Genomic DNA, 15,811 nt, shown 5'->3' with positions numbered 1-15,811 from the left:
ACGTGCCATTTGTCATACATGGCCTCCCGGTCTCGCAAGGAATCTCGATCGGCCATGCCCATCTGGTTTCTCATGCGCTGCTCGAGGTCAATCATTTCCAGATAGCACCACGGCATGTCGAGGCCGAAGTGCAGCGACTCGAAGATGCCGCGGCGAAGGTGCGCTTCGAGTTGCGCGCGCTGCGCGAGACAACGAGCAGCGCCCAGTCTGAAGTCGCCGCCTTTGTCGATCTGCACACCCTGCTGCTGGACGACCCGATGCTGGTGGATTCATCGATCCGCCTGATCCGCGAACGTCGCTGCAATGCCGAATGGGCGCTGGTGCAGCAGATGGAGCAGATCGTCGAGCAGTTCGAGATCATCGAAGACGCCTACCTGCGCGAGCGCAAGGCCGACGTCGTGCAGGTCGTCGAGCGCCTGCTCAAGGTGCTGCTCGGCCATCCCGGTTCGGTGCAGGCCAAGCGTCGTAATGACGGCGCGACCGGCGCCATCGGCTCGGGCCTGAAAGGCGTAGTCGGCACCATCGTCGTCGCGCACGACCTGTCACCGGCCGACACGATCCACTTCAAGAACAACCAGATTGCAGGTTTCGTCACCGACGTCGGTGGCGCCACCTCTCACACCGCCATCGTCGCGCGCGGTCTCGGCATTCCGGCCGTGGTCGGCCTGCGCCACGTGCGCAACATGGTGCGCGAAGACGACGTTGTCATCATCGATGGCACGCGCGGCGTGGTCATCATCGACCCGGACGAGCGCGTGCTCGAAGAGTACCGCCTGCGCCGCAGCGTCTATGAGCTGGAACGCAGCAAGCTCAAGCGCCTGCTCACCATGCGTGGCGCAACACTGGATGGTGAAACCGTCTCGCTGCAGGCGAACATCGAGTTGCCGGGTGACGTGGCGCAGGTGCGTGAGGTCGATGCCGATGGTGTCGGCCTGTTCCGTACCGAGTTCCTGTTCATGAATCGCGATGTGCTGCCCAACGAGGACGAGCAGTTCGAGGCTTATCGCTCGGTAGCCAAAGCCATGGGCGGCAAGCCGGTAACGATACGTACGCTCGACATCGGTTCGGACAAGGCCCTCAATTCGGGCGGGCCACGCGTCGAGACCAATCCTGCGCTGGGCTTGCGCGCAATCCGCTACAGCCTGTCGGAACCACAGATGTTCCTGACCCAGCTGCGTGCGCTACTGCGAGCGTCCGCCTACGGCAAGGTACAGATCCTCGTACCGATGCTGGCACACGCCCACGAGATCGACGCCACGCTGACTGCGCTTGCCGTCGCCAAGGCCCAGTTGCGAACCGAAAAGGTCAAGTTCGACGAAAACGTACTGGTAGGCGGCATGATCGAGGTGCCGGCGGCTGCGCTATCGCTGGGCGTCTTCGTCAAGCGACTCGACTTCCTGTCGATCGGCACCAACGACCTGATCCAGTACACCCTGGCCATCGACCGTACCGACGAAGCGGTGGCGCACCTCTACGACCCGCTTCACCCTGCGGTGCTGCGCCTGATTTCGCAAACCATCCAGGTCGGCACCAAGGCCGGCCTGTCGGTGTCGGTGTGCGGTGAAATGGCCGGCGATGCGCATTTCACGCGCCTGCTGATCGGCATGGGGCTGCGGACGTTCTCCATGCACCCGTCGCAGATCCTCGAGGTCAAGCAGGAAGTCCTGCGCGCCGACAGCGCCGAGCTCGGCAGCAAAGTTGCCAAGATCCTGCGTCAGGACGAGCCGGAACGCATCAGCGAGGCCGTCGGCAAGCTTTGATGGGGCGTTAAGGACTGTCAGGCCCCTATAGACAGGGGCATCTACAGCGCGCCGGCCTTGTGTGCCGCTTCGACACTCACCCTGGCCAGGCTTGCGACCTGCTCGGATACATCCAGCGAATTGGTCGAAGCCTTGCCTGACCACACCAGCTTGCTGCCCGCCACCAGGGTGAGAGTCGTGTCGGAGCCGTAGCTGGTGACACTACTGGTCTGCGAGTAGCCCCCGATCGGCACGGTCATGCCGAACCCGACCCCACTGTGATACCCGCCGGAACCCATGCCGATACCAAAGGACGGGCCGCTGCTGCTATTGAAGGTCGTCGTCGGGCTCAGATTGGCGAGCATGACGGCCTTCGCGCCAAGCTCGCGTGCCGCAGCAAACTTGTCGCCGTCGGCCTTCGTCGTGAGGGCTTCCGACATCACGGGCGTCACGCCAATCAGACGTAGCTGCGCGGCGAGCTGGTCCTGGCAGATGCGCACGATGGTCTGTTCTGCCGCCTGACAGACGACGAGTACCTTGGCCCCGGCCAAGGGCTGGTTGCCCGCTTGCGGGTCGCTCCATTGCGCCTCGAGGCGGCCGGTCGCGCAACCGGCCAGCGCGGCTGCGCTGGCGACCATGAGCAGGCCTGTTCTTGCTGAAATCATGCGGGTCTCCATGCTCGGACAGAAGGGAATATCTGTCCGATGATTTTCAGCATATTACGTTCCCGCGCGATCGTCAGTGCGCGTTGTCCGCAGCATCGGATCAGGCGATGGTGATGTCGATTTTCATCGTCTCCGCGCCCGCCATGCCGATGGCCTTGATGGTCACGCCGCTGAACTTGCCGCCATTGAGATTGAGCGCTGGCCTGGTCGTCTTGCCTATCGTGCGCTTGGTGCGGTACGGATACAGATCGCTGGAGTCGCCGCGATTGCCCTGGCCGAAGATCTTCGCCAGATCACGCTGGTTGTCCGCCTGGATCAGTTCGATGGCGAGATTGGCCTCGTCATTGACGTTGTCGATGCGTTCGTCGACCACGTAGATCGCGATGCCCTCGTCCGGCAGGAAGGCATCCTGGCCGCGCCGGCGGCGATACTCGACGAAGATGTATTGCTGCTCGGCCATCGTCCTCCCGTTGCGGATCATGATCATGGAACCGCCTTCGGCCGCCGGCTTGAGCACGAGGCCCTTGGTCGTCTGCGTGACCAGCTGCGGGATGATCCAGCCGTGATGCATGCGCAACATGCCGTTGGGCAAGGTCGGCGTGAGACCGCCATTGCCCCATGAGCCGCTCGCCATGAGGCAGTAGTTGCCCAAGCCGTTGGACTGCGCCCACTCCTGCCGGCCCGTGTCGTAGAAGTCTGCCCAGCGCGCCGCAAGATGGCCCCACTCGTGCGCGCAGACGCCGACATTGCAGTCCTCCGGCACCGTGAGGAAGGTGCTGACCTTGAGGCCCGGCGACACGGTCGGCGCACCCGGCACGATCCACTTCAGGCTCCACAGATCGTCCTTGGAGCCCGAGTCTTCCGCGCCACTGCCGGCATGCACGATGAACAGTGCGGTGACGACCTTCTCGCCGAGCGCATCGAAGGACGAGAAGTCGACGCCCGCCGCGAGCGCCGCCTTGATCGCATCAGACGCCATGCCCTGCGAATTGCGTGGCACCTCGCCCATGCCGCTCTGTCCGTCAGCATAGAAAGCCAGCGTCTGCGGCATGCGGAACCAGCCGAAGACTTCGCCCTGGATATCGATGCCCTGATCCTTGGCGGCCGTCCTGCCTTTCACGTAGCCACTGATCTTGCGGTAGTACTCGCGCATGCTGCCGGTCGGGAACACGCCGGCATCACCGAACAACATCTGCCGGTAGAAATCGGGCGTGTGATTCGGGTCATGCGGACGGTCCGGAAACTCGGCCAGCAACACCACCGTGCGTATGACGCCTGCAAGCTTCTTGCGCGGCCGGGAGATACGCTGCGGCGCATTGGCGGGCGCCTGTTCGACGGCACCATCGTCGAGCCCCTTGAAGTTCTCGCTGCGTCGCGACGAACGCCACACGCGATAGAAGTCGTCGAACGTCATGCTTGCAGACAGCCGTCCGGCGTTCTTCAGCTCCGTGTAGCGCGCAAACAACTGGTTCATCAGCTTGGGGGACGGCGGCATCGCGCAGCCTTCGCGCGAGCAGACGTGAAGCTTCGAGTGAGGCACCTGGAAGAGCATGGCAATCTCCTGAACAAGAGGTTGAACTTCGAACGGATCTCACGCGGGTGGGCTACGGTGGCGACGAAGCCGGCACGGCGGGCGCTGCCAGCCAGTCTTGCCAGCGCGCCATCGCCGCCTGCCTGTGTTGCGACTCCGCCTGCCAGTCGTAAGCGCCATTGCGCGTCCACAGCAAGGCGCTGGCACGAGCGACACGTCGCCGCAGGGGCTGCTCCACGATCTGCGTGGCGAGCCAGTCGTGGCTGACGCGTTCGAGCACGCGCTGGGCGCGCAAGCGGATCAGCGACTGCTCGTGATCGAGCAATGGCAGCAGGCCGGGCAGCACGGCCAGACCTTGTGCGATCAGGCCATGCATGCCGGCTGTCCAGTCCGCATGTGCGGGGTCGGCTTGCGTGTTGAGCTGTGCAATCAGCGCAGCCAGCTCCTCAGGCTCGTCCATGGGGATCATCCTGCTCATGGCACAACGATCAGCGCGCTCGCCGAACGGTTGAAGCTGATGACGACACGTCGGTTTGCGCGCAGGCGCCCGGCGTCGACCGGCTGGCGCGCGCCCGCAGCCGTGCCATGTTCCGAGAACTCCTGCGTCTCGCCCACGCCGAACACCCCGTCGATGCGGCTGGCATCTATGCCTTGCGCCACCACCAGGCTTTGCGCAGCCTGGGCACGCCGATCGGAGAGCCCGAAGTTGTGCTCTTCGCTGCCACGGATATCGGCAAAACCTTCGATGGTGATGCTCGCGTCCGGGTAGTTGTCCATGTACTCGCGAATGCCGGCCAGCTTGCTCTCTTCGCCTGCTACGGGCAGCTCCTGGTCCGTATCGAAATACAGCACCACCGGCTCGTGCGTGAAGTAGCCCCTGAAGCGCTCGAGGGCTTCATCGAAATTCACCGAAGTGGCATTGATGGGGCGTGCGTATTCGGAGCTGCCGATCACTGCGCCGGAGCGGATCTGGAAACCCCACTCCACGCCGCCATAGACAACCTGGTTGTCAGTGCCCTTGGCGACCGTTTCAAAATCAAAATTGGTGTCGAAGCTGAAGCTCGGGTAGTCGAACAACTCCGCCGGTCCGCGATCAGTCGCTGAGCGCAGCCAGCCAAACTGCCGGCTGTTGCCGAAATGCTCCACGTAGTTCGGGCCGATCTGGCTGCCGCTGGGATTGGTGGCAGTCATCGAATCGATATAGACGCCCGCCGCGGCAGCGTCGTTACCGGTGGTCATGAGATCCATGCGTCCCGCTTCCGTGCCGACCGTGCCTGCGGGATTGGTGGGCGTTATGCTGTTGCCATCGGTGACCTGGCTCCAGTCCACCGGCGTGTTGGGTGTGCCGGAGGAAGTCCCCGGCACGTCAGTAATGTTGATGGCCTGTATCAGACCGATCTCTGCCGAATACGGGCCGTCCGCATCAGGCATGAAGCTGATCGTGCCCATCAAGCCCGGCGGCGTGGGCTGCGTGATCATGGCCATATTGAACACGCCCATGTCTGTCGCCTGCGGCGCCGTCAGACTCCGCTGCACGGCAGGCGTACCGCCGTGTGCAGAGATGCCGGCGTCACGGCTCCCTCCCGCCTGCTGCACGACGTGGGTCAGCTCGTGTGCAGTCAGTTCGTCGGCGCCCGGCGTCTTGCCTTCACCAAAGAAAATGTCCTGACGATGCGTGAAGGCTTCCGCCCCGAGGCCCCGGTTCATGCGTGCCGCAGCGCTGCCCGTATGCACGCGGACCTGCGAGAGATCGGTGCCCATGCGTTGCTCCATGAAGCTGCGCGTATGCGCATCGAGCGGGCGGCCGGTGGAGCCGCTGGCCTGCACCAGCTCCGACGTGGCCGCAGCATGTGCGGCCGATGACCGACCGGCCGTTGACGCCGCCGGCTCACTATTCATCAGGCGCTGCGCGACATGGTCTGCCTCCGCTTCGAGGCCATCGCCGGGTCGCCCCAAGGGCACGCGCGTCTGCGCACTCGTTCGCACATAGCGCGGCATGCCAGCCATCGGCTGGCGCAGCGCGCCGGGAGTGCGTCCGCGCGGTGCCGGCTTTGCGGCGCTGCTTCTCGATGCCGAAGACTTCGATGGTGCGTACTTCATGACGAACCTCCCTTCGCGCTGGGCACGCGGCTTGGCTACTCCTGCGGCGGTGCTTCCGGCAGCTTGACCTTGATGCCACCGGCAAACTTCTCGAGCCGGCCGAGCTCGGTCTGCGTCCGCGTGATCTCCGTGTCCGTCTCGACGATCAGGAAGAAGTACTTCACGCACTGCAGGGCGACTTCCACGATGTTCGAGGACTCGTCGGAGAATTTCTCCTGCCAGCCCGCGAGGTTGTCGTTGAGTTCCTGCTTGTATTCCTCCAGCTTGCCGATGCGCTCGCGCATCTCGGGCACGCGGTACTTGAGCCAGGCCCCCACCTGCGAACTCACCTGCTTCTGCAAGCCCTTGAGCTTGGTCGCATAGTTCGGGTCGGTGGCATAGCCCGAGGCCTTCATCGCGTCGACAAAGCCATCGAAGGAAGCGCCCTTGGTCAGCGCGTCGTAGGCGCCCGATCTGCGCTCCTTGAGCAGCTTGATGTGATGCTCGGTCGAGCGCGCCGTCGTGTCATAGCCAAAGGTCGGGCTGGAGGTGCTCTTCGTCTTGCCGCCAAGGAACTCGTTCTGCTTGAGGTTGTAGATCTCGACGCCTTCGCTCTCCTGCCCGGGCACCACGCTTTTCACTTTGGTCTTGGGATCTTCAGTGACCGAAGCATGCTCATTGAATAGACGGTTGTGATGCTCGGAGGGCAGCGGGTAGCTGACGGACTTGTCTTCGTGCACGCTCAATGGCGATTGCTCGCCATACGACTGCGTGATGAGCCACAGGGCGCGCTCGTAGGGCACTTCACCACTGGCTTCGACGCCTTCCAACACGCCGGGCACCACCTCGTCGAAGTAGCTCGTATAGAGCGGCGGTTTCCTCGCCGCGGCCTGGTCGGCCGTCGGCGGGTTGGCGGTGGGTTTGATGGGCTTGTCGCTCTTGCTGGCATCGCCCTGTTTCGCGTCAGGAGCCTGCGCATCCGGCTCGCGTTGCAGCACGCCTGACGGGGCACGCGATACGCGGGGTCGCTCACCGCGCAGCCAGCCCTCGGCCTGCACATCGGCTTCGCTCTCGTGGTGGTCGCCCGGCGTGGACATGTCCAGCGCATCGAGATCGGGCGCATGGCGCTGCCCCTGCTGCAAGGTGTGCGTGAGCTCATGCGCCAGCAGTCGTCGCCCGTCCTCGCGCTGCGGAGCGAACTCGCCGGCGCGGAAATAGATGTCCTGCGCAACGGTGAAGGCGCGTGCGCCTTTCTGCGTGGCAAGCGCATCAGCGTCAGCTCCTTCATGGATGCGCACGGCGGAGAGGTCGAGCGAGGGGTCAAGCTCGAAGTCGCGACGCAGGTCTGCGGACAAGGGCCTGCCGCCCCCGGGCCTGCCTGCTGCGCCCGCGCCAGCACCTGCTCCCGCGCTTGCCGTCGCGCGAGCGCTGCCCGCCAGCTCCGCCTCGGTCGATGCCGCGCCACGCAGAAAGCGCGGCAACTGCGCCGCACTGCCCGCAGCGGGCTGCGCTGCGCCACCCACCGGAGTGGAGGCAGACCGGCGGCCATGTGTCGCTGCGTGACGGGATGTATAGCGCATCGCTGTGCCTCAGGCCTGCTGCGCCATTGCTGCGCGGCGCTGTGCGTCGTGCCGGGCGCGCACATCGCTGAAGACCTGCTCGCCCCATTCGGTCTGCAGCGCACTGAGTACCGGGCTCACCCAGGCACGTGCCGCATCGCTGCCGATGGCATCTGCCAGCGTCACCCACGCGGTGGCCAGCACGCGATAGGCCTCCGGCTGGTCGCCGAGTGCATTGGCAGCACGCGACGCCGACACGGACGCAGCAAAGTACGTGGCGGGCACGATCGCCCTGAGCGCTGCCTCGCTGGCCGCGTAGGACGCCGCCAGGGCCGCCGCAGGGTCGTTCTTCTCGAAGCCTTGCGCGGCGACCAGCAGCTGGATGTCGGCCAGCGCAGCGTAGTCAGGCAGGCCGGGTGCCACGTCGATGATGTGGCGCACCAGCACGGCACACTTCTCGGCTTCGCCGGCGTAGTGCAGCGTCGTCGCCAGTTCGATCAGGGTACGCAGGGCATTGGTCTGATCGCCAATGCCGGTGAGGATGTCATGCGCCGTGTTGAGCGCCAGCGCCGCCTCGGCGTGCTGGCCATTGTTGACCAGCGCCACGGCATGCTTGCGCAGCAAGGCGGCGCGGGCAGCGGCGCCCAGACCGGCGCTGTCACCCAATGCCAGGGCCGTCGCAAAGGCCGTGGCAGACGCCGCCGTGTCGCCACGCGCCAGCTCGATCTCCCCCAGCTCGGACCACGTCGCGACGGCGATCGGACCCGCGTTGTCGACCAGCTCCAGCGCGTCGCGCGCCCACCGTACCGCTTCATCGACCTTGCCGCCGAGCCGGCACAGGCTGGCCACCATCTGCATGCAGCGCGCCTCGTCCTCACTGTGCTCAAGCGCCCGGTGAATGCCGACGGCCTCTTCAAGCTCGACCCGCGCCTCCTCGACACGCGCATGCCGTATGAGTTCGTTGGCGTGGCGTGCCAGGGCTTCGGCCAGCGCCTCGGGCTCATCACGCCGCCGCGCCTCGAGCAGTTTCACCGTACTTGTCTGCAGCTTGTCAGGCATTTTCCGCAACCTTCACATTGAGTTTCCCGTCTGCCTGCAGACGTTTCTGTGTGGCAGCAATCGCCGCCTGGCGCGCTGCCTTGTGCGCGGTTGCCCATGCCTGCATCTGCTCGGACAAGGTCTTGGCCTCCTCCTGCTTTTTGGTGGCGGCCTCGTCCTTCTGTTGCCCTTGCTTTGTCGCGTCAGCGTGCAACTGCTCGGCTTCAGATTGCGCCGCATTGTTGGCTTGTTGCAAGCCCTGCGCGCCCGCCTGGGCGGTATGCAGTTCTCCATCCGACGCGCCGGCCTGCGTCGCCGTGGCTCCCAGCTTTGCGGAGTCCCCTTCCAGGGCCGCCTGCTGCGCCGGTTGGGCGCTGTCGAGGCCTACCATCTGGCTCCCCATCTGGCCGAAGGCCTCCTGCATCTTGCCCGCCTCCTGATTCATTGCCAGCATCTTCGTGCCGGCTGCGCCGGGCAGGTGCGAGGCAAGGCTGGTGAAGCCCTGCCAGGCCAGCAGCGGCACTTCGAGCACGGCCAGCCCCGTCGCGCGGCTCGGGTAGCCCGATACCAGCCCCTGCGCCTCGGTCTGGCGTTGCTGCTGTGCCTGATTGGCGGCGTCATGCGCGGCGACTGACTGGGCATGCGCCTGCACGGCCGAGATGCCCTGCGTGGTGTCATCCACCGTCTGCTGCACCGGCCCCTGATTGGCCACGCACTGGTCGGCGCGCGAACGCTGCAGAGCGGCCTCCTCCTCGGCTTGCGCACGCTGCGCCAGCAAGGTGGAAATCTCTGCCTGCATGGCTTCAAGCTGTGCCGGCGTACCCGGTGGCGGCGGGTAGGCCGGGTTGACGCGCTCGACACCCTTGGCCGGCTGGTTGTCGGCCGTGAACTGTTTGCGTTGTTGCGCCTCGACCTCTTCAGGTTTCGCGGCCTCACCATCGCCTATGCCGAACAGATGTGGCCGCAGCAGGCTGCCGACCTGTGCAGCGCGGTCGGTCCAGCCCAGCTCCTTGGGCTTGCCGGGGCCCGCCGCGCCCGGGGCCGATCCCGGCGCACCATTGCCTGGCCCGCCACTGTTTGGTCCACCATTGCTGGGGCCCCCATTTCCCGGTGAGTTCACCGCACGCGACACGGCGGCAGCGTTCGGGGTGCTACCAGGCATTGCGGAAACGGGAGTGGCGGCCGTCGCAAGCGGAGCCGTCGGTGTCGCCGTTTGCGGCGCCCCCGCAGGCGCTGAAGCGGCCGGCGCAGGCTTGTCCCCCCCGTCCGGGCGCGCAGGCGTCGACACCGCCGCGTCGCGCATGACGGGATCATTGATGATGATGGAGGGCTGCTGGTCCTGCGGCCGGAACTGGTCGGGCGTACGCGCTGCACCGGCTGCGGGCGTGTTGTCGCGCGCGCTGCGGCCTTGCCCCGGCGCCTCGTAGCGCTCCATGTACATGTAGGTGTTGTCGTCGTTATCGCGACCGATCAGGCGGCCGGCCGAATCGCGCATGAGGATTTCGCGCTGCTGCGGTGTGAGATCCGGATCGAGCACGGCAGCACGCGCGCTGGCCTGCGCCTCTTCCATCTGCGGATCGTTTGCGTAGGCCTGACCGGCCAGCTCTGCCTCGCGATGACCGATGGATTCGTGCGACAGCGCCGACTCCGCATCCACATGGGCGTTCGCCGGGTTGAGAAGCCCGATCGGGCGCTGCCCCTCGGGCAGGGGATTCACGTCGGGCCCGACCGTGATGTGTCCGCCACCCTTGCCATCTGGATGAAAGGCCGTGAATTCACCCGGCATGATCTGGTCCGGCGGCACGCCCTTGGCGATGAGGCGGGCACGGTAGTCCTCATACTCCTGCGGCGTGAGCGGCCGCTCGCTGCGGGTTGCCTGCTGCGCGGGCACGTCATCAGGCGTCACGGGGCGCGGGGGCAGTGGCTTGTTGAGGGCGGTATCGGCGTCGATCTGTTGCTGCTGTTCGATCTCCTGCTGATGCTCGATTTCTGCCTGACGCGTACGCTCGACCTCGGGGTCGGCAACGCGCAGCCGCTCGTTGTTCTGTGGCGCCGCCTCGGCATCGGGCGTGGCAACGCGCACTCTTTCCCCAGCGGGCACATCCGCAGCGTTGGCATACGAAGCCGGGGTGTCGCCACCTGCGGGGCTGGCACCACCACCGGGCGTCACGTCGGACACAGGTGCTTGCGACGATGGCGGCGCTGCTGGCGGCACGGAGGCCGCAGCCTCAGGCACATCGACCGCAGCTTGTGATGCCTGCGTCGTTGCGGGCTGAGGTGTGGCGTCCTGCGCCGGAGCAGTTGCCGTCGGTGTGTCGGCAGCTTTGGGCGGCGCGGCCGCCTGGCTGGGCTCCATCGGCTTGAGGTGTTTGTCGAACAGGTTGTCGATGTGCGCGTCGATCTCCGATTGCGGCACGTCGCGCAGCGGGTGTCCTGCCGGCAGGGCTTCGCCGGGGCGCACTTCCTGATAACCGAATTTCTCGTTCTGGAACTGTTGCTGTTCCGCCAGGAAATTCTTCGTTACCTGCTCCTGCGGCACGCTGGTGTTGCCCGTCGCCTGCAAGGCCTCCTGCGTGTTCTGCGTGCCGCGCACAGCCACCTCGATCGGCGCCACGTTTTCTCCAGCCGCGACCCTGTCTTTCACATCCTTGTGCAGGGCACGGTCGAGGCGGTCCTTGGTCGGTTTCACTTCATCAGGCAAAGCAATGACAAGCGCATCCTTCGTATCGGCACCGCCGCGCCGCACGACATTGCCATTGGAATCGACACCGTTGTACTCGTGATTCGGCAGGACCTGGTTGGCCGTCGCGGCGGGCGTCTGGTGTTCGCCATAGACGCCTGCGTCGGCACGCCCGTCGGGCATCTTGCCCTTGGTGGTCGGATTGCTCTCGGTCGCGAAGGGGTGCGGGTTGTCGACCTGCCGGCCATAGGTGCCGATGGCACCCGGCTCCAGCCCCTGCGGTACTTTCTCCGTTCCACTGAAACCCTTGAGTTCGAGTGGCGGCGTGATCGCTTTCAACTCACCGCCAGTGCCGGGGCCGGTTGCAGCCGGTGTGCTGCTTGCGGGAGCTGTGACAGCCGCATCAGGCGCTGCGGCGAGCGGCGTAGATGGTGCGACCGCGTCGGGTGCTGCAGGCACGGTCGGCGCGGCGGTGTCCGCGGGCGCTGTGCTGCCGGCCTCGGGCGGCGCTACCGTTGTCTGGTCATCGCTGATGCGACGTGGCGCTGGCGCAGCAGGTGCTGCTTCCGCCGGTGCCGACGATGCATCCGGCTGCGGCACGCGGTGATCCGGCTCGGGCCCATAGCCAGGATCGTCATCGATCTTCGGCACCTTCGGCGCTTTCGGAATCTCAGGCATCACACCGGGACCTTCATCCGGAAGCGCAGTCGGTGCATGCGGATCGACCGGATCCGGAGCGGGCATCGTCGGCGCGTGCGGGTCCACCGGTGCGGGCGCGGGTTGCGTCGGTGCGTGGGGATCAACAGGAGCCGGAACGGTCGGCGCATGCGGGTCGACAGGGGCAGGAGCCGGCACCGTGGGTGCGTGCGGGTCGACGGGAGCGGGCGCGGGGACTGTTGGCGCGTGTGGATCGACCGGCGCCGGAGCAGGCACGGTCGGGGCGTGTGGATCCACAGGAGCTGGCGCTGGCACGGTGGGCGCATGCGGATCGACCCCCGGCACGGCAGGCACTTCGACAGGAGCGGGTGCCCCAGGCGACTGCTTGCCTGCAGGTGGCTCGTCGAAATGCACGACGGGCCCCTCACCCTTCGCGGGTGGTGTGTCGGTTTCTGCTTTGGCAGGCGGTTTCTCTTCCTGCGCGCCCTTCTTGCCGCCACCCTTGGCGCCGATGCCGGCCGCCTTGCCGCCGATGAAGCCACCGAGCGCGCCGCCAGATTGCGAGGCCGCCGCAGATATCTGCGCGCCCTGCGTTTCGACTTCGCGTGGATCGGCCTGCGAGGTGAAGGTGTGCAGCGCGCGGAACAGTGTCACCGAAGGCTGCAGGATGAAAGTGTTCACGCCATCGAGCACGGTCGTGACGATGGTGATGCCTTCCGATATCTCCAGGCAGGTCGCCGCCACCTCAGCGGCCATGATGGCAATCGGCGCGGCCGCGCCCAAGGTGAGCACCGTTGCCACGGCGCCACCGACAGTCAGTGCGCCAGCAGCGATGCCCACGATGCTGACTATGCTGTTGATGAGATTGAGGACGCCCGACACCACGTTGATAACGGCCGAGATGGCCTCAATGGAATTGGCGAGTGTTTCGTAAGTGTCGCTACCCTCACCGAACTTGCCGACGGATTCCACCGTCTGCCCCCAGCCGGTGATGAGCCCATGCAGGGCTATGCCGCCACCGAGGATGGGGCCGACTACCGGCACCGCACGCGCGGCGAGGCCGATGGCCAGCCCCGTGCCGAAGCCCGAGCCGGCGCCTGTGAGAAAACCACTGCCCGCCTGCTCGACGACGAACTGCGCGCGCGATTGCGAGCCTGCCGCACCGACATGTGCCGCCGCATCACCCCAGCGCTGGTGTTCAGCAAGTTCGGTATCGATCAGGGCCAGGTCACCGGTGCCCAGCGCCGCCATGCCGCTGTCATCCGAAGCGCTGCCGCCTGTTGCAACACCGTCGGTGGCGGGCGAGCTTGCGCCCGTGGAGCCACCGCCGCCATCCGCGCCGCCGCCACCACTTCCTCCTCCGCCACCCTCCCCGCCTGTACCGCCGTCGGCGCCCTCTGCGGAAGCACCTTCCGCGCCGCCATCTGCACCCTCTGCCCCTTCGCCTCCTTCTGCGACGTCACTGCCTCCCGCACCTCCTTTGCCGTCGCTCCCGCCCGCCTGCTTGCTGTCGGCCTTCTTCTCGACCTCGGGCGCCGCTTCCTCGGCGACCTGCTCTCCGGCCGCGGCAGCCTTGCCACGTTGCGCGGCCTGAGCGTTCTTTGCGTCCGCCTGCTGCTCTTCGGCAACGGCGCCAAGTTCGTCCTCGCTGCGCGACGCGGCCTCGCTCATCGGGTTGGCATTCGGGTCCACACACTGCGCAGCATTACGTGCGTGCTGCTCGGAAGCGGAGGCGGCCGGAGTGCCGGAAGCGTCGGGCGACAGGTAGCGCGGCACACCGGCCGCCGGCGTGTCGGCGCTTTCCTGCGTCTGCTCCTCGTCAGGCTTGCCGCCGGACGAGGCCTCGGGCTTCTTGTCCGGACGCGTGACCGGTGCGGCGAGCGCGGCGCCCATCAGGCACCCGCGCGCGATTCGGCGTCAGCTGCGGAGCCGAGGCCCGCCGGCACCTGGCGGCCCAGCTTGCGACATTCCGCGGCAATGCCCACCAGCACATCGGCATACGCGATGTCGCGCTGCTGGTGACGCGCACGCGCTGCGGCAGCCAGCACCACGTTGCGGATGTGGCCACCGGCCAGGTCACAGGCGCTGGCCACGCGATTGAGATCGCCGCCAGACAGTGCATGCGCATCCCCGAGGTGGGCCACCCACAAGGCGCGGCGTTCATCGGGACTGGGCTGCGGGAAATCGAGGATCACGTCGAGGCGGCGCGTGAAGGCACTGTCGAAACGGCTGCGGCTATTGCTGGTGAGAATCGCAATGCCTTCGAAGGACTCGATCCGCTGCAGCAGGTAGTTGGTCTGCGCATTGGCGAACTTGTCGTTCGACTCCTTCACGTCGGTGCGCTTGCCGAACAGCGAGTCGGCCTCATCGAAGAGCAGCACCACTTCGGCATGCTCGGCACGAGCAAAAAGCTGGGCGAGATTCTTCTCCGTCTCGCCGATGTACTTGCTGGTCACCGAGGCGGCGTCGACACGGTACAGCGGCAGGCCAAGCTGTGTCGCCAGCCAGCCCGCAGCCAGAGTCTTCCCGGTACCGGATGCGCCAACCAGCAGCGCGCGCACGCCGGGCTTGTAGCGCGTGCGCGCCGAGGGCCCGAGGCCCGCAGCGAGGTTCTCGCGCAACTCGCAGCGCTGACGCAGGCCGACGAGTCCTTCGCGCAGCGTGGGCGGAATGACGAGTGCATCGTCGCCGATATTCTCCGGCAGCAGCTCGGCCAGCGTGCCGAGTTCGGCCGCCACGCCGCTGCGCGCTGCCGCGCTGATGTGCGCACGCGCGATGTGTTGCGCATTGTCGAGACCGGCCTGGTAGCTCGCTGCGCGACCGAGCTGACGGATGCGCGCGGCGTCGTAGCGGTACTGCAGGCCGAGTTGCTCGGCCAGATGCGCATCCGGCGTGTGCCCCGCCCACAGGCCGCTGCGCTCGGCAGCATCCGGCAAGGGTACGCGCCAGCTCGCCACCGTATCGCCCTCGTGCTCGAAGCTGCCATCTGGCCCGCAGGCGACCAGCACCGGGCCCGTGTAGCCCGGCAAGCGGGACAGCTTGCGCGAGTCGCCCGGTGCCAGCTCATGGCATAGCACCGGTAGTGCGCCGAGCAAGGCCAGCCACACGCCGACGCCTTTCGGTGGCTCGCTCTCGAACAGGGCAACCTGCATGTCCAGCGCATGCGCGATCAGCGTTGCCGCCGTGCGTGCTTCGCGCGGATGACCACTGCGGATCACCAGCGCGCTGTTGTTGCCACCGCTCTTGCCGCCACTCTTCAGGGCGTGTGCCTGACGTGCCGTGGCAGCACGCAGCGAAGCAACCGCAGCGGTCGGATCGGCTTGCTCCAGCTTCACGCCGGGCCAGCGTGAAAAGCCATCGCGCAAAGCCATGACCAGCGGCAGCGGCACGTGCAGGGCCTGCTCCGGCAGCGGGCGGCGCGAGGTTTCGAGATCGCTGTCCAGCATCAGCAAGCCGGTGTCGCGCGCACCACCTTCAAGCAAGGCGTTCAGCGCAGCATCCATGCCGAGCGCGTTGGCCGCCGCGAGTGCCAGCCCGACCGTAGGGCGCGAAGTACCAACAGGCGCCTGCAGCCAGGCAATCACGCGGCCCGCCATGGCGTCCGTCTCGACAGCCGCGGCAAGCGCCACGGCGATGAGCTCCACAGGCTGCAGGTGCAGCGCGCTGGCAATGGCGTGCAGCAGACGATCTTCCTGCGGTGGTGACGCCAGCCAGGCCTGCAAGGGCGCGGCGACGCTGTCGCACAAGCGGCATTGCGCATCGAGCCACGCGGCTTCAGCACTGCGTTCAGCCAGCGTGTCGGTGGCATGCAATGCGGCCAGCGCCAACCCGTGCAGCATCGGCACGCACTGTGTGCCCTCCTG

Annotated in this window: 9 protein-coding genes; 1 reads left to right on the top strand and 8 read right to left on the bottom strand. The window is 66.5% G+C overall.

Annotated features, from left to right (window positions below; translation table 11 throughout):
- The first annotated feature begins 2 nt into the window (after positions 1–2).
- Positions 3–1,760, top strand: coding sequence for a phosphoenolpyruvate--protein phosphotransferase (gene ptsP, locus VVD49_RS06470; protein ID WP_327598317.1), 1,758 nt, complete (start codon positions 3–5; stop codon positions 1,758–1,760).
- Between the two features lie 41 nt (positions 1,761–1,801).
- On the opposite strand, the gene VVD49_RS06465 is transcribed toward ptsP, so the two are convergent.
- The 8 genes from VVD49_RS06465 to VVD49_RS06430 all read right to left on the bottom strand — a co-directional run bounded on the left by VVD49_RS06465 (position 1,802) and on the right by VVD49_RS06430 (position 15,787).
- Positions 1,802–2,404, bottom strand: a complete 603-nt coding sequence (locus tag VVD49_RS06465) for a hypothetical protein (RefSeq protein WP_327598316.1) — start codon at positions 2,402–2,404, stop codon at positions 1,802–1,804.
- Between the two features lie 100 nt (positions 2,405–2,504).
- A complete protein-coding gene (locus VVD49_RS06460) occupies positions 2,505–3,956 on the bottom strand; it encodes a M6 family metalloprotease domain-containing protein (protein ID WP_327598315.1) in 1,452 nt (483 codons plus the stop codon).
- A 52-nt stretch (positions 3,957–4,008) separates the two neighbouring features.
- Positions 4,009–4,395: a hypothetical protein gene (locus tag VVD49_RS06455; protein ID WP_327598314.1), complete on the bottom strand. Its 387-nt coding sequence runs from the start codon at positions 4,393–4,395 to the stop codon at positions 4,009–4,011.
- Positions 4,396–4,409: 14 nt separating this feature from the next.
- Positions 4,410–6,035 (bottom strand): eCIS core domain-containing protein, encoded by a 1,626-nt coding sequence (locus tag VVD49_RS06450; RefSeq protein ID WP_327598313.1) that lies wholly within the window; start codon positions 6,033–6,035, stop codon positions 4,410–4,412.
- 35 nt (positions 6,036–6,070) lie between these two features.
- A complete protein-coding gene (locus VVD49_RS06445; RefSeq protein ID WP_327598312.1) occupies positions 6,071–7,594 on the bottom strand; it encodes an eCIS core domain-containing protein in 1,524 nt (507 codons plus the stop codon).
- A 9-nt stretch (positions 7,595–7,603) separates the two neighbouring features.
- Positions 7,604–8,632: a tetratricopeptide repeat protein gene (locus tag VVD49_RS06440; RefSeq protein WP_327598311.1), complete on the bottom strand. Its 1,029-nt coding sequence runs from the start codon at positions 8,630–8,632 to the stop codon at positions 7,604–7,606.
- A complete protein-coding gene (locus VVD49_RS06435) occupies positions 8,625–13,841 on the bottom strand; it encodes a hypothetical protein (RefSeq protein WP_327598310.1) in 5,217 nt (1,738 codons plus the stop codon). Before VVD49_RS06435 ends, VVD49_RS06440 begins: the two co-directional genes overlap by 8 nt.
- Entirely contained in the window at positions 13,841–15,787 is a 1,947-nt protein-coding gene (locus VVD49_RS06430; RefSeq protein WP_327598948.1) for an ATP-binding protein, read from the bottom strand. Before VVD49_RS06430 ends, VVD49_RS06435 begins: the two co-directional genes overlap by 1 nt.
- Positions 15,788–15,811 lie beyond the last annotated feature (24 nt).

The sequence above is a fragment of the Uliginosibacterium silvisoli genome, assembly GCF_036017035.1.
Taxonomy (GTDB): domain Bacteria; phylum Pseudomonadota; class Gammaproteobacteria; order Burkholderiales; family Rhodocyclaceae; genus Viridibacterium; species Viridibacterium silvisoli.
The sequence above is the reverse complement of the archived record's forward strand: the minus strand, read 5'-3'. Positions and strand labels throughout refer to the sequence as shown.